The sequence below is a fragment of the Wolbachia endosymbiont (group A) of Sicus ferrugineus genome (assembly GCF_947251515.1).
In the GTDB taxonomy this organism is placed as follows: Bacteria; Pseudomonadota; Alphaproteobacteria; order Rickettsiales; family Anaplasmataceae; genus Wolbachia.
The window spans coordinates 1,107,329-1,127,779 of record NZ_OX366370.1; the positions used below are offsets into that span (position 1 = coordinate 1,107,329).

Consider the following 20,451-nt stretch of genomic DNA (forward strand, 5'->3'; position numbering starts at 1 on the left):
ACATTACTCTACCACGATTTCGAGATAGAGGAATGAATTATTTTAGTTTTGAATATTTAAACGTTTTGTATCTGCTGTAATGATTTCACTTCCAATTTGCTATTCTTTACATATTGAATTGCAAGCACTAACGCTTTACTCCCAGAAGCTGTGGTGCTATAAGCTATATTTTGCAAAATAGCAGTTCTCCTGATATCTTTGCTATCTGAGACTGATTTCACACCTTTTGAGGTATTGATCACTAGATTTATTTTTCCATCTTTGAGCATATCAACTATGTGGGGTCTGCCTTCTCTCACTTTATTTACAGCTTGTGCAGCAATGCCGTTATTATTCAGATACAAAGCTGTGCCTTTGGTTGCATATATTTCAAAACTCAGTTCTTTCAACATTCGTACAACAGGCAATATATACTCTTTATCATCATCTTTTACTGAAACCAGAGCTGTTCCTTCTATTGGTAACTTGTATCCTGCAGCCATGTGCGTTTTTGCAAGTGCAGCTTCAAACGATGAGTCAATTCCCATTACTTCTCCTGTTGATTTCATTTCAGGACCAAGTAGAGTGTCAATTCCCGAAAAACGCGTGAATGGAAAAACAGCAGCTTTAACTGCAAAATGATTGAAAGGCTTGTTTTCCTGATTCAATTTTTTACCCAAAATAACCTGAGTGGCAAGCTTTGCAATAGGAATATTGATTACCTTGGAAATAAAAGGAACGGTTCGACTAGCTCGTAAATTTACTTCAAGTATGTATACATCACTCTCTTGAACAGCAAACTGAATGTTTATCAGACCTTTCACTTCTAGTGCAAGAGCTATTCTTTCAGTTTGGAGCTCGATCTCTTTTATTACTTCGTCACTCAATGTATTTGTCGGTATTGAGCATGTTGAATCGCCAGAGTGGATACCAGCTTCTTCAATATGCTCCATGACCGCTGCAATGAAAACTTTTTCCCCATCACACACAGCATCAACGTCAACCTCAACTGCATTGACTAAAAATTTATCAAGAAGCAGCGATCCGTGTTCAAAAATTTTGGTTTGATTCAAGACATACTCTTTAAAGCTCTGAGTATCGTGTCTAATCGACATAGACTGACCGCCGAGGACATATGATGGCCTGACTACTAGTGGAAACCCCACCTTTTCTGCGTTGGTTAACGCTTCTTTTACTGAATGGCAGATAGAACTTTCAGGTTGTTTTAAATTAAGTTGCAAAGCAAGGTTTTTAAATCTCATGCGATCTTCTGCAAGGTCAATAGAGTCAAACGAAGTTCCCAGAATTTTGAAACCTCTCTCGTTAAGCACTTTGGCTAACTTTAAAGGTGTTTGACCACCTATTTGAACTATTATACCAACCAGTGTGCCATTTTCTTGCTCTTTACTGAGTATTTCAAGCACATCCTCTGCAATCAGTGGGGCGAAATATAAACGATCAGCGGTATCATAATCAGTTGAAACGGTTTCTGGATTACAGTTGATTATTATTGTTTCATACCCCATTTCTTTGGCGGTAGAAGCTGCATGTACGCATGCATAATCAAACTCAATACCTTGACCAATGCGATTTGGGCCACTTCCTAAAATGACAACCTTTTCTCGGTCAGAAACATCTGCTTCGCACTCCATTCCCTCTGTCATCCCAGTGCTTGACACTGGGATCCATTCTTCCTTATCTCTGGATTCCAGCGTCACGCGCTGGAATGACATCATTGTGTTACCCTCATAACAGCCATACATATAAGCAGTGCTCGATTCAAATTCAGCTGCACAGGTGTCTACACGCTTATAAACTTGTTTAATGCCAAATTTTTTTCTTATTTCTTCAATTTGCTCTACTTTCTTATTGCTTAATTTTGCCAATCTTGCATCTGAAAACCCCATTTTTTTCAGCTCTAACATTTCATATGCAGTCTCAGGAAGGCCGTTTTCCTTGATTTTTTGTTCAGCTAATATAATTTGCTGTATATTCTGCAAAAACCATAAGTCATATCCTGTAATCGAATTTATTTCTTCTATGCTTATTCCATGACGCATTGCGTCAGCAGCAATCAGTAATCTGTTTGGCAGCAATTTTGCTAATTGAGATCTGATGTGATCAATATCAGTATTTTCAGGAAATACTTCATTAAGTCCCGTAAGCCCAATTTCAAGCGAGCGAAAAGCTTTCTGCAGCGACTCATTAAAAGTGCGGCCGATCGACATCACTTCCCCCACTGATTTCATGGAAGTTGATAGTTCACAATTCGTCCCCTTAAACTTCTCAAATTCAAAACGAGGAATTTTAGTGACGATGTAATCAATCACTGGTTCAAATGCAGCAGGTATAACTGGAGCGCAATCATTACGTATCTCATCGAGTGAATAGCCGATAGCAAGTTTAGTTACAACTTTTGCAATAGGATAACCTGTTGCTTTTGAAGCAAGTGCAGAAGAGCGAGAAACCCTTGGATTCATTTCAATCACAACGAGGCTTCCATCTTCTTTAGGATTCACTGCAAACTGAACATTTGCACCACCGGCACTAACATCAATTTCTCTTAGCACTGCTATAGATGCATTTCTCATCTGTTGGTATTCTAAGTCACGCAGAGTCAAAGCAGGAGCAACTGTGATACTATCTCCGGTGTGCACTCCCATTGGATCGATATTTTCTATCGAACAGACTATTATGCAGTTATCTTTACAATCACGGATAACTTCCATTTCATATTCTTTCCAGCCGATAATTGATTCATCTATCTGAACTTCATTTATTGGCGAAATTTTGAGAGCACTTTCTGCAATATTGAAAAACTCCTCTTTATTGTATGCTATGCCGCTACCTGCACCACCAAGGGTGAATGACGAGCGGATGATTGCTGGTAATCCAATGTAATCCAAAGCCTTTCTTATTTGTTCTTGATTTTTTATAATGATACTTTTGGGGTATTTTAGCCCTATTTTATCCATGGACTGACGGAATAACTCTCTATCCTCTGCTTTTTTTATTGCTTCTCTATTTACCCCTATTAATTCTACATTGTATTTGTCTAACACTCCATCATCTGCAAGTTTTATTGCGCAATTGAGTGCTGTTTGCCCGCCCATTGTTGGCAATATTGCATCTGGCATCTCCTTAATTATAATTTTCTCTATGATTTCAGGCAGTACCGGCTCAATATAAGTTGCATCAGAAAACTCAGGATCTGTCATTATAGTTGCGGGGTTGGAGTTAACTAAAATGACTTTATAACCTTCACTTTTTAATACTTTACAGCTTTGCGTTCCGGAATAATCAAACTCGCATGCCTGACCTATAACTATTGGGCCTGCTCCTATTACTAATATAGATTCTATATCTGTGCGTTTTGGCATAATTACAATAACGATTTCTGTTCAAATAATGTTACCAATCTTTCCTGTATATGTGAATTTTTATTAAACCTATTAGCTAACTACTTTTAGGCTTAACGACTATTACTATGGTTATATAGCTAGCACAAATTAGATCTCGCTACGTCATACCGCCGCGGTATCTCAAGCATAGATCCCGCTAACACGTAGCGGGATGACGAGGCTTACCTTATCGGATTGTTTTAACACGTCATACCGCGATTCATTCGCGGTATCTCATCCGCTAACAAGTAGCGGGATGACGGTTTCTCAAATCGTCGTTAGCTATATGTAATTTATTCGGGAGATTTGCTAAGCGGTAAGATTTTTCCTGATACGCTGCAATCGTTAGAAGCTAACTCCACAAATTTGTCTGTTAGTTTATCAGGTGACACCAATTCAGATCCAGGAAATGCCTGCTCACTACCCACAGGTCCTTTCGTGTATACAGCATTTACACATAATTTTGTATGTTTTGTCTCAGATGCATATATCTGCACCATTATTTCTAGTGCAACTTTACTTGCAGCATACGGCATCCAATATGGATAAGAGGAAGGAGAAAGTGTCACCTCTGAGGTCATGAATATCACTCTTCCAGCATTAGACTTCTTTAGCATTGGATCTAAGTTTTTTAGTAAGTACCAATTGGCAGTAAAATTTGTATTCATTACGTTCTGTAGCTCTTCAATCTCACAGTCGTGAATAGGGTTCAATTTGCCTAAAATTCCAGTACATGCAACTAATATATCAAGTGCTCCAGATTCTGATAATTTCAGGCTTTCTATCATGTTTGTCAGTATCTTTACATTCTCAAAGTCTAAAAGATCAAGCTGAATTAGTTTCACAGAGCCTTCTTTAAATTCTTCAAGCTCTTCAATTTCATTATATAGTGGCTTGAGATTATCAAGAGATCTTGAAATCAGAATCACACATGCACCTTCTTTTACAAATCTTTTTGCAACAGCAGAGCCTATTTCACCTGAAGCTCCGGTGATTAAAGCTACTTTACCTTCTAACTTACTCATTTCTTTCTCCTTAGCGAGATTCATTGAAATATTTTAGCTGAAAATTAAATTTTGCTCCATATATAAAAATCAAACTTAGCATATAAAAAAATAGTAATGACACTACCATACCACCTAAACTTCCATATATCAAATTCAGTTGGTCAAAGGAAGCTTTTAAATATTGCTTGAAAGCTGAAGCGGAAATTGTCCAAAGAATAACAGCCACACAAGATCCAGGAAAGACGTCTGATAAATTTTGTTTTATGTTTGGCAACATAAAATATAGCCAAGAGACTACTGTGAAAAGTACAAATTCAATGAGGAGATATTTAGTATAACTAATCCCCTGATAGGAAAAATCAATTAGCATTGGCACTAATGTAGAGAACACTATAGTTAGAGTTATAATAAGCGTGATCACTAAAAATTGTAGTATACTTAACAACCTTCTTAATATATAAGGTGGTGAAACCGGAACTTTATAAGCTTTGTTCAATATTGTTCTTAGCCCTTCAATTGTTGACGAGGCGGTCCAAACAGCGCCTACAATTGCTAAAGTTAGTAAGCTTTGCGGCGGGCCTGATATTATCTCTCTGATACGCGGCATCAAAGATGCCAAAATATCCTGTGGCATGTTATCAATGATAAATACCCAGCCAATGTTATACTGGTCTAAGAAATTTGCGAATGTTGACGCCACAGCCATTAAAACAATAAGAAAAGGGAATATCGATAACAGGATTAAAAATGATAGATACCCTGCATGCTCCACTCCATCATTATGAATTGTGTCAATCAAAGCACGATAAAGGCAATAAACGATGCTGTAAAATTTCTGTAGCACTGTAATATAAACGAACCAAGAAAAGTATTCTAAATGAAATAAAGAATACTTTTAAGCAAAAAATCCTCACCATTTACTTAAATTTAATCAAAGTGAAGGATAATCCAGCATTAAATAGAAATTATCGGAGGCATAATGAAAAATTTTCTTCTACTTGTGGCGTTAATTCTCTTCTTTGCATTTGATGCACGTGCTGATCTAGATGCAACATCAGCAGTAATATGCAAAATAATTGGTTATACTCACGGCATAGGTGGGCCGATGATCACAATAGTGATAATAGGTGCAGCTTTACTTGCAATATTTGGCAGAATGCCGTGGCCAGCACTTTTTGCACTCGGTGCATTTACTGCTGTGTTCTTCGGTGCGCCTGCCGTCGTTTCAAAAATAGCACCAGATACAGCAAGTAAGTGCGAGACATGTAAGGGTAATCAAACATTGCAAGAGAACCCTCCAGGATCAGGGAAATATAAGTGTAAATAGTCTTAAAAAGTTTAAGTCAATGATACTTCTTGTATCATTGACTTAAACTTAATCAAAGTGAAGGATAATCTAGTGAAATAGAAACTATAGGAGGCATAATGAAAAATTTTCTTCTACTTGTGGCGTTAATTCTCTCCTTTGCGTTTGATGCAAATGCTGATGAAACATCAGAAATGATATGCAAAATAATAAACTATACTCATAGCCTAGGTGGGCCGATGATCACGATAGTGATAATAGGTGCAGCATTGCTTGCAATATTTGGCAGAATGCCGTGGCCAGCTCTTTTTGCATTAGGTGTGTTTACTGCTGTATTTTTTGGTGCTCCTAAGATTGTAACGGCAATAGCACCAGGTACAGTGCAAGCATGCCCGTAGGAGCGTGCTATGTGACAGCATTACAAATAAATGTAAATAGGTATTACAAGCCTCAAAAAAATCTTATGTACGTGGTGCTTCTTAAAGAAGCACCACTATCACATTATATCATAAACCTTTGTTGAGGTTTTCTTTACTTGAAAGTGGTAAGTTTTACCACCTTCAGTGTCTATAACTACCTAATAAATTCTCTTTCTGTAATCATATCAGTTAAAGTCTGAATTCCAGTGTCAAGCACTGGAATGACAAGGTATAAACCTTATCGTCATACCGCCGCGGTATCTCTAGATCCCGCTAACACGTAGCGGGATGACGAAGTTATCGTCATGCCACCGCAGACCGTCATACCGCGATTCATTCGCGGTATCTCATTCGCTAACAAGTAGCGGAATGACGAATTACTTGACCTTTACAGTGATGACGGTTGTCGTTTAGCCATAAATATTTAAGAAATTTACCAAACGAAAAAAAAGGCAAAAGAAGCCCCGTGGTGCGAGTTTTGACCCTATAATAATTTGAACTGGCGCTGTAATAATGTGCTAACGCTTAAAATAAGCGCGATTTGGCTGAATGTAGAAAAAATAAAAAAGACATGCAGCCGCTATAATTTTATGTAATCTGCTAAAAAATACCCTAAGTTTTTTACTGAATTTTGTCATTGAGCCTGCAGGTCAAAAACAAGTTTTGGTCATAAATACCCTTATTGTCATAATAAGGGGGCTGGCGGAGTTTGTCAAGTGATTTTTGTCTCTCCATGCTACTTGGGTGACATCAACAGTTGTATTTTATATTATCTTTTTGCTCTATTAGCACTCAAGTTTCCTATTTAAAATTTTTAATATTAAATTCAATTCATTTGGATTATTATACCGTATCATAACTTTACCCTTAGAATTACTGTCATTAATTTTGATCTTTAAACCAAGTTGAGAAGATATAGCACCTTCTAGTGCTGCCATATCTTGATTTTTGGTATATCTCTGCTCTTTTTGGTTGTTACTTTGATGTAAGTCTTTTATCAATTTTTCAGTTTGCCTAACGCTTAAGCCTTGGGAAATTATTTTTTCTGCAATACTTTCCGCATTTTTAACATTAATCAACGCTCTTGCATGGCCCATAGATAGCTTTTTTTCGTTGATCATTGTTTTTACTCCATCAGGAAGTGACAACATCCGAATCATATTGGTTATGTGACTGCGGCTTTTGCCTATAGTTGAAGCTAATTCTTCATGTGTATAGGAAAACTCATCTATCAGTCTCTTATACGCTTCACCTTCTTCTATTGGATTAATATCTTGCCTTTGTATGTTTTCAATAATGGATACTTCCAAGCATTCCTTGTCGCTCAGATCTTTTATGATAACGGGTGCACTATCAAGATTTGCAATCTTGCTTGCTCGCCAACGACGTTCCCCAGCTATTATTTCGTAACCATCATCATTTGAATCTTTGCGTACCACGATAGGCTGTATAATGCCACTTTTCTTTATCGAATTTGCAAGTTCTCTTAATGACTCCTCGTCAAAATGTTTCCTCGGTTGAAATTTGCTTGGGTGCAGTAATGAAATAGGTAAATACTCTTGTCGATCTTCTTTATTATCATAATTATCGCCTATGAGGCCGGCAAGACCTCTGCCGAGGCGTCTATCATCCTTCATACCACGCCCTCACTCACTAGCTTCTTCTCCTTACAACTGCTCGCGTGCTTTTTCAAAATTTCCCTTGCCAAACTTATATATGCTTGTGCACCAGGACACTTAAGATCATACACAATAGCAGGTTTTCCATGAGAAGGCGCTTCTGATAACCGTACGTTACGTGGAATAACAGTCTCATACAATGGGATGATAGTTTTGTATACTTTATCATTTAAATACTGGCAAATATCGTTTTTAATCTGTTCACTGAGTTTGTTGCGCCTGTCATACATTGTTAACACGATCCCTTCTATTGCCAAAAAAGGGTTTAGGTTATTCCTTTTTATCAGTTCTACAGTTTTAACTAAATGGCTTAATCCTTCCAGAGCAAAAAACTCACACTGAAGAGGAACAATAATAGAATTAGCAGCAGTCAAAGCATTTATGGTTAGAAGCCCAAGTGATGGAGGGCAATCGATGATTATATACTCATAATTATCGCGTATCTTCTCTAATGCGCTTTTTAGCACAAATTTTCCTCGCTCAAGTTGCGATAATTCAATTTCTGCAGCTGACAGATCAACTACTGACGAAATTAGTGATAAATTTGGAATTTCCTTTATATTGAAAATTGCCGATTCTATCAATTTATTTTCGCTGCTCAGTAGTATTTTGTATATATTTTTTTCTTCCCTACTACGATAAGAAATCCCGAGTCCGGTGCTAGCATTTCCTTGAGGATCAAGATCTACCAATAAAGTGCTTTTTCCCACAGCAGCAAAGGCTGTCGATAAATTTATACTAGTTGTGGTTTTGCCAACTCCACCCTTTTGATTTACTATTGCAATAATCTTGCTCACGCCTTTTATCTTATGTATAAAATAATTCTATTGTATATATGCAAGAAACTTTTGCATTAGAAAATTTTTTTGTTGCTAATCACACTAAAATTAGACTGTCTTTTTTGCTTTGTGTAACACACTTTGAACCTTGTTTCCTAATTCATTCAGAGTGAATGGTTTTGGCAAAAAGTGAAAATCTTCTATATTGATGTCATCACTCTTTAAAAAAGCATCTTCTGCATACCCAGAAATAAAAATAACGTTGATATTTGGCCTATGGATCAATGCTTCTTTAACTATTTCTGGACCACTCACCTCTGGCATGATTACATCAGTGATTATTAGATCTATGTGTTGATTTTTTTTACTGATTATTTCTAGCGCCTCGCTGCCTATGCTTGCTTCTATTACATCAAATCCTTTTCTTTTGAGTGCTTTAGAGATGAATTCCCTTACTGAATTTTCATCTTCAATCAATAAAATTATACAATTACCTTTAATTTCACTTACTACCGGTCTTTCTATTTCTTTACTATCTTCCTCTCTCAGATTTTCATCTGATATGTAAACCATGGGCAAAAATATGCTAAATTTAGTTCCATGATTTACTTTGCTAGCAACATAGATGTATCCTTCAGTTTGTTTAATAATGCCATATACAGTAGAGAGGCCAAGACCTGTACCAGAGGTAATATCTTTGGTAGAAAAAAATGGGTCAAATGCCTTTTCAATTGTATCACTTGTCATTCCACATCCAGTATCAATTACTTCAATCACAACATAATTTCCATGTTCGATCGTTTCCTTGTCTGGAGAAAACATGTCCTGAGATGTAGAATTTAATGAGTTAATCTTTTGATTAAAGGTTCGTATAGTTAATTCTCCGCCCTTTTCCATAGCAGCACTAGCATTGACTGCTAAGTTAAGTATAACTTGCTCTAATTGCCCTTGATCAGCCCTAACAGCACCCAAGTCTCTACCATAATAAATATTAAACTTTATATTTTCACCTATTAATCTTTTTATCATTTCATAAAGATTAGCTATAGTACTATTTACATCAATAATTTTTGGCTGCAAGGTCTGTCTTCTTGAAAAAGCAAGCAATTGTCTTACTAAATTTGATCCACGCTTTGCATTTTGCTGTATCTGTATTATATCTCCAAAAGATGGATCACCAGCTGAATGTTGGAGTAAAAGCAAATCGCAAAATCCTATTATCCCAGTCAATATATTGTTGAAATCATGCGCAATACCACCTGCTAACTGCCCTATAGCTTGCATCTTTTGATAATGCTCAAGCTTTATCTCTAGGTTTTTGTGTTCAGTATTGTCAATAAAATAACAAAGTATGAAGATCATTTTATTATGAAGAAACTTATTGAAATATATTTTTATGTTATTATCGCCGTTGAGCTGTACATCAAAGGACGCATTATTTATTCTATTACTCGAAAAATATTCACGTATTTTCACATGATAACTATCTAATATCAATGTAAAGATTGAATTATTATCTGACCCTGCAAGCTTTATTAGTGCCGTATTTTTCTTTACAAAGTTGCCGTTTATGTCACATTGTGCAATAGCAATTGATGAATTTGCAAAACAAGGGTGTAATTGATAATCAACAATATTTGATTCGGTTGGTGTTATAAAGCCATATATATAGCTATGGTTGTACTTATCACAAAATATAGCAGTGCTCATATAAGCCTTGAATGGAATACCACTTATAGTAAAAAACAAAATTTCATTATCGGTTGTTGTATTGTTATATTTAGATTGAGATATAAAATCACTGATTGAGCTACCTTTTTCCAGTTTTTTCAGTTCAAATATATCTAAAAATCTTTTATTTACAGATAAAATCACCCCTTTGGCATTTGCAATGTAAGTTCCTATACTGTGTTTTTCTATTAACTCTTCATATATCTGCTCCTTGTTTATCTGTGTTGCTTTTAACACAAAATACCCATCTGGCCTTGCTATTGGCACTAATGATAAATTTAAAATCTTATTACTATTTATAGCAATTTGGGGATTATCTGGTATCGGCTCAAAGAGCAAAAGAAAGTTAGATACTCTATTCTTCTTGTTTAAGGAAATGCATACTTGTACAGAAGAGTTATTTTTTAGTGCATGATAGAGTACTTTTTTGTCTTCTTCTGAAATATCTCCTATTTCAAAAATCTTGCCTAACGTAATGTCATCATCTATATGATCTTTAAACCTTTCGTAGAACCTTGCATCAGCATAAATAATACCCTCATCTCTATGTAAAATAAGGCAAAATTCTGTATTATGATTTAGTGCATTTGCAAATATTGCATTTTGAAATTCTATAGTATTAAGTAGGTGTCTGTAGCGTTTTACATTATATATTATAAAGAGAGTTGTTAGAATGCTAACTAATAAATTAATCTCTATATTAATATGCTGACTATATATATCAAAAAAGTAGAGTATCGATATTGCTACTGGAGGTAAGAGCATAATAACTGCCATCACAACAATTGACATTCCATAATTTCTTAGTATGAAGTCAACCCTGTTCTCTTTTTTGTTATCTATGTATCTTTTACTCATTATTGTTACTTGGCATCGTTGTACATACGAAAATGTTTTATTATATTGATTTAATTATTATAGATTTATTAACGTCTTTGATAGATAATTATCATCCAAATCTAATTAAGTTCCTTAAATATCAGATATAACAATGTTAATAAGCTAGCGAGAGGATATTATGGAAAAACAAAGAACACAAGCATTTAAGTGGTTCTGTGCACTAAGAGATAAGATCATAGAATCTTTCTTATTAATTGAAAAACAATCATCCGCAGAGCCAAAGATCGAAAAAAGAAAGTGGGATCGCCCAGGTGGTGGAGGTGGTGAATCTACAATTATTTTTGGCAATGTTTTTGAAAAAGTTGGAGTAAACGTTTCAAAAGTACACGGAAAATTTGCAGATTCAGCCATTAATGAAATTCCTGGTGCAAGTGAAAGTAACGGAGAGTTTTGGGCAAGCGGTATATCTTTAGTGTCTCATATGCAATCGCCCCTTATCCCTGCAGCACATATGAACACAAGGCTGATATATACTTCAAAACAATGGTTTGGTGGAGGGATGGATTTTACGCCAATATATAAAAATGAAGAAGATTGCAAGTATATTCATGAATCAATCAAAATGACATGTGATAGATTTGACACCGGATATTATCCAAAATTTAAAGAGCAATGTGACAACTATTTTTTCTTACCACATAGAAAAGAGCCGCGTGGCATTGGTGGTATTTTCTATGATAATCTGAGTTCTGGCAATTGGAGAAATGATTTTGAGTTCACAAAAGCAGTAGGTGAAGCCTTTTTGGAAATTTATTTGCACATCATACGTAAACATATACAAAAATCTTGGACAAAAGAACAACGAGAAAATCAATTAATAAAACGTGGCAGATATGTAGAATTCAATCTGTTATACGATCGTGGCACAAGGTTTGGTTTAATGACTGACGGCAATCCAGATGCAATTATGATGTCAATGCCACCACTTGTTAAGTGGTTATAGAGAGCTGCTATTAGCAGAAAATAAATCATCATAGTTTAAAGTTGTACCATGATAGTGAGCTTTTATATAGGGGGTATAATCATGGGTATAATAGATAATTTTTTAATTAAATCTGTCAAAAACAATGACATAAAAGGTGTTAAACTGACTCTAAGTCTCTACGATGCACTAAATAGTTTTAGAAAATTCTTTTCAAAGACTATGTCTTTCAAGAATACAGGATCATTTGATATAAATAATAATCAAGCTTTAAATCAGGCTTTAGGATATGCAGTAAAAAGTCTTGATTATGATGTAATGGAATTACTTATTAATGCTGGCGCCAACGTTAATGCAATAGGCAGCGACGGTATAAGAAGTGTAATCTATAAATACGAAAGAGCACTTGCTCATTAGAAAGAGGTTATGTCGGTCCTAGGCAAGGAGTATCTTAAAGACTATAAGGAAAAATGTTGTTTAATACTTGGTGAGTTAGTAATAAATGGTGCAATGCCTCGAAATGTTGCAGAAAAGGAAAAAATATTGAACATTTTCAAAGAAAGAGAGGGTTTTGATGAGTTTAAAGAAGTAGTAAAGCTGAAACTTGAGGCTAATACCAATTCTCATTGTTGGTCAGTCAAATAGGAGAAATTGCAGAGTTGTTTAATTGTGGAGCTGGCAAGAGAAGTAATAAATTTGCACAAAGCACCCTAAAGCAGAGCAATTGTATCGTATATTTTATTGCGCAAAATGTTCTGTTTTATGTATAACCAAAGCCTCTCAACAGGATTGAGTTCAGGTGAATATGGAGGTAGGTATATAATCTCAATATTTTTAGCTACCTTTAAATTTTTTGACTTATGCCAACTAGCACAGTCCATAACAAGAACAGCTTCTCTTGTCCCTAGATATTGCGACATTTGCTCAAGAAATACATTCATGCAATCAGTGTTAACATTTAGTGCAAATAAGCTAAAACTCTCTCCATTTTTAGGATTAACTGCACTGTAGAGATAAAAATTATGCCTACCTAATTTTATTTTAACCCGAGTCCTAGTGCCTTTTTTAAACCATCCATGCCCAACTTTCGAATGTGTGCCAAACCTTGATTCATCAAAGAAAAATAGCTCTTTTTCTGGATACTTGCCAATAACTTCATTGAGATTTTTTTTTGAATTCCTCTTGTTTACTTTTATCTTGTACGTTGTGTACTGGTCTTGGTGTAATATATGAAAATTTCATCTTTTGCATATGGCGGTGTACTGTAGATTTGCTGATATTTAATCCGAACTTTTCCTGGATTCTTATTCTCATTTCTTTAATGGTAATATTAGGATTTTCTTCTATCCACTCTTCAATTTACCGTAGTTGAGCCTGATTTAATTTAGTTTTTCTACGGCGTGATGGAGGAGCAAACAGTTTTTCTTCTCTGCCAAATTTCAAGAGTTTTATCCACGAAGTTAGTGCGCTTCTTGAAATTCAATATATTTTTGCTACAGCCGTTATACTATGCTTTTTTGCCGCAATTACAGCATTTAGTTTTTTTGAAACATATGCATTGTTCCTTACTTTCTTCAGCATTTCTTTTGCTGATTCTACTACTTTTTCATCCAATAATTTTGATCTTAATGCCATTTATACCTCGCTACTTCACTTACTTTAGTATGGCTTTTTTCCCATTATTGTCTATCCGTTCTTTGTATAGTGGGAATTGGTATAAGACCAAAAAAAACTCCTGCGAGCAACCAAAAGATAATTATTCTACTTATCCTGTTCCAAAAGAGGATTGGATTTATGTTAAAGTACCTAGTATAGTAAACGAGGATTTATTTGATATAGTTCAAGAACAATTAGCAGAGAATAGAAAAATAGCAAGAACAAGACAAAGAGGAGCAAGATATTTATTGCAAGGTTTAGTAGTATGTAAGCTTTGTAATTATGCATATTATGGTACTAGCACTGCAAGGAATAAGGAGGGAAAAAAAACTAATAATCAGGTGTATTATCGTTGTATTGGTACGCCTTTTTGGTGGTAATAAAATGTGTAACAACAAATTAATTAGTACAGATACATTAGACATAGCTGTGTGGGAAGAAGTAAAGCATCTATTAAAAAATCCGAATAGAATATTAGAGGAGTATAAACGAAGACTTTCAGAACTTACCACTAGATCAAAAAAGCGCTTTGCTTGAAGCACAAGAAGATAAATTAAAACGTGGTATTGCAAGGTTAATTGATAGTTATGCTCAAGAATATATTGATCAAGAAGAATTTGAGCCAAGAATTAAAGCAATGAAACAAAACTTAAAAATGGTTGAAGAACAAAAGAAAAAAACATTTGATCAGAAAAAACTCACACAAAAGTTCACTCTAGTAGTAACAAATTTAGAGGGATTTTCCTCTAGTATTAACTCAAGTCTTGATAATGCAGACTGGCTAACTAAACGTGATATTATTAGAACGTTAGTTAAGCGAATTGAGATTAATTTTGAGGATGTGAACATTGTGTTTAGAGTGAAAGAGCTTCCAGACTCTTCTCATGGGGAGAAAAATCAATACTTGCAATGTTGTTGTAGGGGTAGTCATCCCGCTACTTGTTAGCGGAATCTATGCTAAGAGATACCGCGGCGGTATGACGTCTTGCTTGTAACCTATAGCCTTGTCATTCCAGCGCGTGACGCTGGAATCCAGAAAACTTAACTGCAAGTAAATGCATTGGATTTGGTGAGTGTAGGCTTTAGTTAAAATGAAACACTTTCGATCAAAAACTGGATCCCAGTGTCTGGGCACTGGGATGACACCGTCATAAAGGAACCAGTGTCAGCTACTTGGATGACAGGAGAATGACACCCTCCTGGTAGGCCCAAATTGCAATGTTCGTACAGTTGTGGACGTCGAGCCTATCCTAGTGTTGCATATCAAGCTCATACTCAGTATGTAAATCTTTGACCAAAGCTACAACGTATTCTTTTTGAACAATTATACTGATTTTGATTTCGGATGTTGTGATAGAAAGTATTTCTATCTTTTTTTCGCTTAAAACCTTGAGTGTACGGTGCATCACTTCAGTGTTAGACATAACACCAATACCAATTATTGAAATTTTAGCTACATTATCGTTTATAGCATAATTTTCATTCTTATTCAGTAACTTTTCCATTAAATCAATATCAAATTTGGAGATAACAAAACTTGACCCATGTATCATATCAATTTTAACGTTTGCCCCTACTATATCTCTTAAAGTACGCAAGTTATTTGCAAGGTTAGTGAAAGTTACAAGAGCTTCATTAGTGCTATAAGCTATTCCAGTAATTAAATATCTCTCTAGTACATCCCTTTTGTGTAGTACTGTGGTGCCTTCTACTTCTTTAAAAGTGGATAGCACTTGCACTTTAATGTTATGCTTCATTGCAAGTTGTACTGAACGATTATGCAGTATTTTAGCACCAGATGACGACATTTCCAACATTTCATCGTAAGAGATAAATTTGAGCTTGCGTGCCTTTGGAACAATTCTCGGGTCTGCTGTATATATTCCATCAATATCAGTAAAAATTTCGCAAGTTCTAACACCAAAGGCTACCGTGAAGGCAACTGCTGATATATCAGAGCCTCCTCTTCCAAAAGTAGTGATTCTATCATCATTTATACCCTGAAAACCAGCGATGATCGCAGCAGTATAACCCTCAGCAAAAGATCTTTTCACACGGTCAATCTTTATTGTTTTTATTTTAGACTCAGAATAAAAATCATCAGTTACAATTGGTAACTGCCAGGGAAGCCACGATTTAGCATTAACTCCGATCGATTGGAGAGTGATAGCTAATAGACCGCAAGAAATTTGTTCTCCTGCTGAAAGCATAACGTCATACTCTGATAACTCTTGTCTGCAACTTAAATTTGAGATTTGCCTAGCCTGAAAAGCCATTTGGTCAGTAAATCCTGCAACAGCAGATACAACAACGATTACATTACAACCTTTCTCAATATCGTTTTTTATCAAATTTGCAACTCGGTTTAAATCAGTTAGCGAAGTCCCACCAAATTTTTTTATGATTATTTTGTCCATAGTTACAATATAACTCTCTTCTGAAGAAAAATATAGTTTTTGTAGAGATAGAGGTTGTCCGAAAACTAGAATTAAGGTAGAGTATAAAATGTATGGTTCCAGAGTGTGATGGTGTGGATCTATTATAAATAATTCAGGAGACTTTGTCAACTGAGAACATATAAATTCAAAAGGTGTAAGACCCCTAAGAGCTTTGAGTCTCTTTGCATAATTGTAGACCATAACAAAGTCATAAAGATGCTCCTTAAGTTGTTGATGCGAACGATAGTAATATTTCTTAACTGTAGCATTCTTTAAAGTTTTATTCATACGTTCAACTTGTCCATTTGTCCAAGAATGGCTAACTTTTGTCAGAAGATGTTCAATGTTATTTTCTTCACAAACTCTATCAAATATGTGTCGGAAGGCGTATTTATGGCGCTTCTGATTTGTAAATTGTATGCCATTATCTGTCAAAATAGTGTGGATTTTATACGGTAAAATTCTAATCAGATTACCTAAAAACTCAGCAGCTATGGGTTTTGTAGCACTTTTGTGCAACTCAATGTAGGTGAATTTGGATGTTCTATCTATTGCAACAAACAAATACAGCTTTCCTTCTTCTGTTCTAACTTCCGCGATATCAATATGGAAATAGCCTATAGGATATTATTTGAATTTCTTTCTTGGTTTAACTTCACCATCGACATCTGGTAGTCTGCTAATGTTGTGCCTTTGTAAATAACGATGTAAGCTGGAGCGACTCAAATGTGGGATTGAGGTTTGCAAAGCGTAGAGACAGTCATCTAATGGCAATAGAGTATGCTTACGAAATGCAACAATTATAGCCTCCTCTTCTAAAGTTAAAACAGTTGATCTTGGATGCTTTGGACCCATACCAGCATCTTTGGTAAATGAGCGTTTTCTCCACTTAATAATAGTTTTTGGTTTAAGGTTATAACACTTGGAGAGTTTTGCTATGCTCTCTTTACTATTTTGTATTGCTCTACGAATTGTCTCTGTTGTTCTGGCGCACCCATGTAATACTTGTCCTATAATTCCTCCCTTGATGATATTTTTTTCTCACATTTTATCATACCATCACACTCTGGAACTGTGCATCTAATACAATTATGGAACAAGTTTAAAAGTTCTGGTAAAGTAGTTTTATTTACAAAGAATATGCTACTTGAAATTGAAAAGCGCAGCATAACAAATGCATTGTGGAAGTTGCAAGAAGCAGATCAAAGGGAAATCTTAACTCTTATACAGAGATTTGAGTTGCCAGAAGTACTAGCAAGAATATTGGTTACTCGTGGTGTTAACATAGAAAATGCGAGCGACTTCTTATATTCACTAATCAGATCGCTGTTACCAGATCCCTTTCACCTTCTTGATATGGATAAAGCTGTTTCTCGTATAATACGGGCAATAAAAAATAATGAAAACATTGCAATATTTGGTGACTATGATGTTGATGGTGCAACGTCGTCAGCATTGATTAACAGGTACCTGAGAGCAATCGATATACACTCTATAATCTACATTCCAGATCGTGTTGATGAGGGCTATGGATTAAACACAGATGCTTTATTACAACTTAAAAAAAACGGGATCGATTTATGTATTTCCGTTGATTGCGGTACGCTTGCATATCAACCAATAGAAGATGCAAAGGTCTTTGGTCTTGATATTATAGTTGTCGATCATCATCTTGGTACGGAAAAGTTACCAAGCGCCGTAGCAGTTGTTAACCCAAACCGCCTTGATGAAAGCTCTCCTTATACTAACCTTGCAGCAGTTGGAGTGTCATTTCTGCTGATTATTGCTCTTAATAAAAGCCTACGTGAGCAAGGATTTTTTACCAACAAAAAAGAACTAGATTTATTTGATCTGCTGGATTTAGTTGCCCTTGGAACTGTTTGCGATGTTATGCAGATTACAGGCCTCAATAGAGCATTTGTCTCACAAGGATTAAAAGTTATGTCAGCAAGAAAAAACGTTGGCTTGCGTGTTTTATTTGATGCTTTGGGGATCCTTGAAAAACCAAGTGTTTCACGATTAGGGTTTAGTATTGGGCCATGCATAAATGCTGGAGGAAGAATTGGAGAAGCATCGCTCGGTGCAAGGTTGCTTTCCACCGATGATGATGAAGAGGCACATTCAATCGCGCTAAAATTAATAGATTTGAATAATGCAAGGAAAGTGTTAGAAAATGAGGCTCTCTTGGAAGCTACAGCACAAGCGGAAAAATTTGCCCAATTAGGTGTAAATTTTATAATGGTAAGCGGCAACTGGCACCAGGGAATAATCGGTATAATTGCATCGAGGCTAAAGGAGCAGTTTCACTTACCAACAATAGTGATGTCTTTAAACAATGGAATAGGAAAAGCAAGCTGTAGATCAATTTTGGGAGTTGATATCGGTGCTGCAGTCCTTTCCGCAAAGTTTACAAATTTAATTATTGAAGGTGGTGGCCATAGTATGGCGGCAGGATTTTCAATTAAAGAAGACAAAATAAATGATTTGCATGATTTTTTTACTGAAAGATTTTCAAACTCTATAAATGAGAAAACTTTAAAAGCTGATAGTATAGTAACTGCTAAAGCAATAAACTTATCTCTGTGGAACCAACTGCAACGCTTGGGACCATTTGGAGTTGGGAATCCTGAACCAAGGTTTATCATTCAGGGAGCAAAGATAAGAAAGCCTGAAGTTATAGGAGTTGACCATATAAAATGTTTTATTGCTGATGATAATGTTATGGTAAGAGCTATTGCATTTCGCTCTGCAAATACTCACCTTGGCTCTGCTATCATGCAGGGTAATGTTAAAGCCATTTTGGGTAAAATCTCTATGAATTACTGGAATGGCAATGAATTTGTACAATTTTTAATAGAAGATGTATTGACCATTAGTTGAGTTACTATTTTACAATAATTACCTATCAATCTCACCAAAAACTATATCGAGTGAGCCAATAATTGCTGCAATGTCGGCAAGCATGTGTCCTTTTGCCATAAAATCCAAAGCTTGTAAATGTGCAAAGCCAGGTGCTCTTATTCGGCATCTATAAGGTCTATTGGTACCATCTGAAACTATATACACTCCAAACTCACCTTTTGGTGCCTCAACAGCTGTGTAAGCTTCACCTTTTGGTACGTGATATCCTTCTGAGTAAAGTTTAAAATGGTGAATCAGAGCTTCCATAGATTTTTTCATCTCTGTTCTTGGCGGTGGAGAAATTTTTCTATCTTCAGTTTTTATTGGGCCTCCAGGCATTTTCTCTATACACTGCTTCACCAAGCTAACAGACTGCCTAATCTCTGCCATTCTCACTAGATAACGGTCATAACAATCGCCATTTTGGCCAATAGGTATATCAAAATCTAGCTGATCATATATTTCATATGGCTGGCTTTTTCGCAAATCCCAAGCAAGCCCAGCAGCACGCAGCATTGGTCCACTAAAGCCCCAGTCAAGTGCCTGTTTAATTGATATTTCACTGATTCCTACAGTGCGTTGCTTCCATATTCTATTTTCTGTTAAAAGTTCATCAACATCGTCTATATACTTTGGAAATTGCTCTATAAACTTTGCAATATCCTCAATCAAGCCTTCTGGAACATCTGCTGCAACTCCACCTGGTCTGATGTAAGCTGCATGAAACCTTGCGCCTGAAGCTCTTTCGTAAAATTCCAGTATTTTTTCTCTTTCTTCAAAGAGCCATAAAAGAGGGGTCATTGCTCCAACATCAAGCGCTTGAGAAGAAACGTTCAGTAAATGATTTAGTATTCTCGTCAGTTCACAAAACAAGACACGTAAATACTTTGCCCTAATTGGAATTTCGCATTGCAACAATTCCTCTACACATAGTGAATACGCATGCTCTTGTGACATTGGTGACACATAGTCAAGGCGATCAAAATAAGGCAAAGCTTGAAGATACGTTTTATGTTCTATTAATTTTTCAGTACCACGATGCAAAAGCCCAATATGAGGATCAGCTCTCTCAACCACTTCGCCGTCCATCTCTAAAACAAGGCGCAACACTCCATGTGCAGCTGGGTGCTGAGGGCCAAAATTTAACATCATTGTCTTTAGATCGGGCATGTCCAGTAGTTTAAGATATTAAAATTGTATAGGCTAAAGTGCGCTCAAAGTCAATAGACTTCTTGCATATGCTACAGCTGTCATTCAATAGAAACAAAAACTTACTTGACCTTTATAGCTAAAGTGGCCTAGGTTTACCTACAATTTGAAAAACAACAAATTC

Annotated in this window: 16 protein-coding genes and 2 pseudogenes; 8 read left to right on the forward strand and 10 right to left on the reverse strand. The window is 35.8% G+C overall.

Annotation, left to right across the window (positions count from 1 at the left end; translation table 11 throughout):
* Nucleotides 1-56: 56 nt before the first annotated feature.
* The 3 genes from carB to OPR24_RS05630 form a co-directional block, all read right to left on the reverse strand.
* Entirely contained in the window at nucleotides 57-3,359 is a 3,303-nt protein-coding gene (gene carB, locus OPR24_RS05620) for a carbamoyl-phosphate synthase large subunit (protein ID WP_265033098.1), read from the reverse strand.
* Between the two features lie 314 nt (nucleotides 3,360-3,673).
* Entirely contained in the window at nucleotides 3,674-4,429 is a 756-nt protein-coding gene (locus OPR24_RS05625; RefSeq protein WP_264687976.1) for an SDR family oxidoreductase, read from the reverse strand.
* Entirely contained in the window at nucleotides 4,416-5,231 is an 816-nt protein-coding gene (locus tag OPR24_RS05630) for a YihY/virulence factor BrkB family protein (protein WP_265015758.1), read from the reverse strand. Before OPR24_RS05630 ends, OPR24_RS05625 begins: the two co-directional genes overlap by 14 nt.
* 135 nt (nucleotides 5,232-5,366) lie before the next feature.
* Between OPR24_RS05630 and OPR24_RS05635 the strand changes: the two genes are divergently transcribed.
* A complete protein-coding gene (locus OPR24_RS05635; protein ID WP_265033101.1) occupies nucleotides 5,367-5,714 on the forward strand; it encodes a TrbC/VirB2 family protein in 348 nt (115 codons plus the stop codon).
* Between the two features lie 98 nt (nucleotides 5,715-5,812).
* Nucleotides 5,813-6,091: a TrbC/VirB2 family protein gene (locus tag OPR24_RS05640; RefSeq protein WP_265033103.1), complete on the forward strand. Its 279-nt coding sequence runs from the start codon at nucleotides 5,813-5,815 to the stop codon at nucleotides 6,089-6,091.
* An 806-nt stretch (nucleotides 6,092-6,897) separates the two neighbouring features.
* Here the strand turns inward: OPR24_RS05640 and OPR24_RS05645 are convergent.
* From OPR24_RS05645 to OPR24_RS05655, 3 genes are all read right to left on the reverse strand, one after another.
* Nucleotides 6,898-7,749, reverse strand: a complete 852-nt coding sequence (locus OPR24_RS05645; protein WP_265033105.1) for a ParB/RepB/Spo0J family partition protein — start codon at nucleotides 7,747-7,749, stop codon at nucleotides 6,898-6,900.
* Nucleotides 7,746-8,588 (reverse strand): ParA family protein, encoded by an 843-nt coding sequence (locus tag OPR24_RS05650; protein ID WP_006280226.1) that lies wholly within the window; start codon nucleotides 8,586-8,588, stop codon nucleotides 7,746-7,748. Before OPR24_RS05650 ends, OPR24_RS05645 begins: the two co-directional genes overlap by 4 nt.
* Nucleotides 8,589-8,678: 90 nt before the next feature.
* Nucleotides 8,679-11,159 (reverse strand): response regulator, encoded by a 2,481-nt coding sequence (locus OPR24_RS05655; RefSeq protein WP_265033107.1) that lies wholly within the window; start codon nucleotides 11,157-11,159, stop codon nucleotides 8,679-8,681.
* 160 nt (nucleotides 11,160-11,319) lie between these two features.
* On the opposite strand from OPR24_RS05655, the gene hemF reads away from it, so the two are divergent.
* The 3 genes from hemF (at nucleotide 11,320) to OPR24_RS05670 (ending at nucleotide 12,768) form a co-directional block, all read left to right on the forward strand.
* Complete coding sequence (hemF, locus tag OPR24_RS05660; protein ID WP_264735810.1) at nucleotides 11,320-12,144, forward strand: oxygen-dependent coproporphyrinogen oxidase; 825 nt, start codon at nucleotides 11,320-11,322, stop codon at nucleotides 12,142-12,144.
* An 81-nt stretch (nucleotides 12,145-12,225) separates the two neighbouring features.
* The gene (locus OPR24_RS05665) at nucleotides 12,226-12,540 is read left to right on the forward strand and encodes a hypothetical protein (protein WP_265033108.1); all 315 of its coding nucleotides are present in this window, start codon (nucleotides 12,226-12,228) and stop codon (nucleotides 12,538-12,540) included.
* Nucleotides 12,541-12,549: 9 nt separating this feature from the next.
* Nucleotides 12,550-12,768, forward strand: a complete 219-nt coding sequence (locus tag OPR24_RS05670) for a hypothetical protein (protein WP_265033109.1) — start codon at nucleotides 12,550-12,552, stop codon at nucleotides 12,766-12,768.
* Here OPR24_RS05670 and OPR24_RS05675 read toward each other — a convergent pair.
* A pseudogene (locus OPR24_RS05675) lies at nucleotides 12,747-13,758 on the reverse strand (IS630 family transposase). The gene OPR24_RS05670 and the pseudogene OPR24_RS05675 overlap by 22 nt on opposite strands.
* A 29-nt stretch (nucleotides 13,759-13,787) precedes the next feature.
* On the opposite strand from OPR24_RS05675, the gene OPR24_RS05680 reads away from it, so the two are divergent.
* On the forward strand, nucleotides 13,788-14,159 hold the full coding sequence (locus OPR24_RS05680) for a recombinase zinc ribbon domain-containing protein (protein WP_265033110.1): 372 nt from the start codon (nucleotides 13,788-13,790) through the stop codon (nucleotides 14,157-14,159).
* Nucleotides 14,160-14,308: 149 nt separating this feature from the next.
* Nucleotides 14,309-14,725 (forward strand): hypothetical protein, encoded by a 417-nt coding sequence (locus OPR24_RS05685; protein WP_265033112.1) that lies wholly within the window; start codon nucleotides 14,309-14,311, stop codon nucleotides 14,723-14,725.
* Nucleotides 14,726-15,029: 304 nt separating this feature from the next.
* Here OPR24_RS05685 and OPR24_RS05690 read toward each other — a convergent pair whose 3' ends face one another.
* Nucleotides 15,030-16,196, reverse strand: coding sequence for an aspartate kinase (locus OPR24_RS05690; protein WP_265034014.1), 1,167 nt, complete (start codon nucleotides 16,194-16,196; stop codon nucleotides 15,030-15,032).
* Nucleotides 16,197-16,286: 90 nt separating this feature from the next.
* Nucleotides 16,287-17,231: pseudogene (locus OPR24_RS05695) on the reverse strand (IS481 family transposase); the annotation flags it as partial.
* A gap of 126 nt (nucleotides 17,232-17,357) precedes the next feature.
* Between OPR24_RS05695 and recJ the strand changes: the two are divergent.
* A complete protein-coding gene (recJ, locus tag OPR24_RS05700; protein WP_265034015.1) occupies nucleotides 17,358-19,097 on the forward strand; it encodes a single-stranded-DNA-specific exonuclease RecJ in 1,740 nt (579 codons plus the stop codon).
* Between the two features lie 18 nt (nucleotides 19,098-19,115).
* Here the strand turns inward: recJ and OPR24_RS05705 are convergent, their stop codons facing one another.
* On the reverse strand, nucleotides 19,116-20,288 hold the full coding sequence (locus tag OPR24_RS05705; protein ID WP_265033113.1) for an NADH-quinone oxidoreductase subunit D: 1,173 nt from the start codon (nucleotides 20,286-20,288) through the stop codon (nucleotides 19,116-19,118).
* Nucleotides 20,289-20,451: the final 163 nt, after the last annotated feature.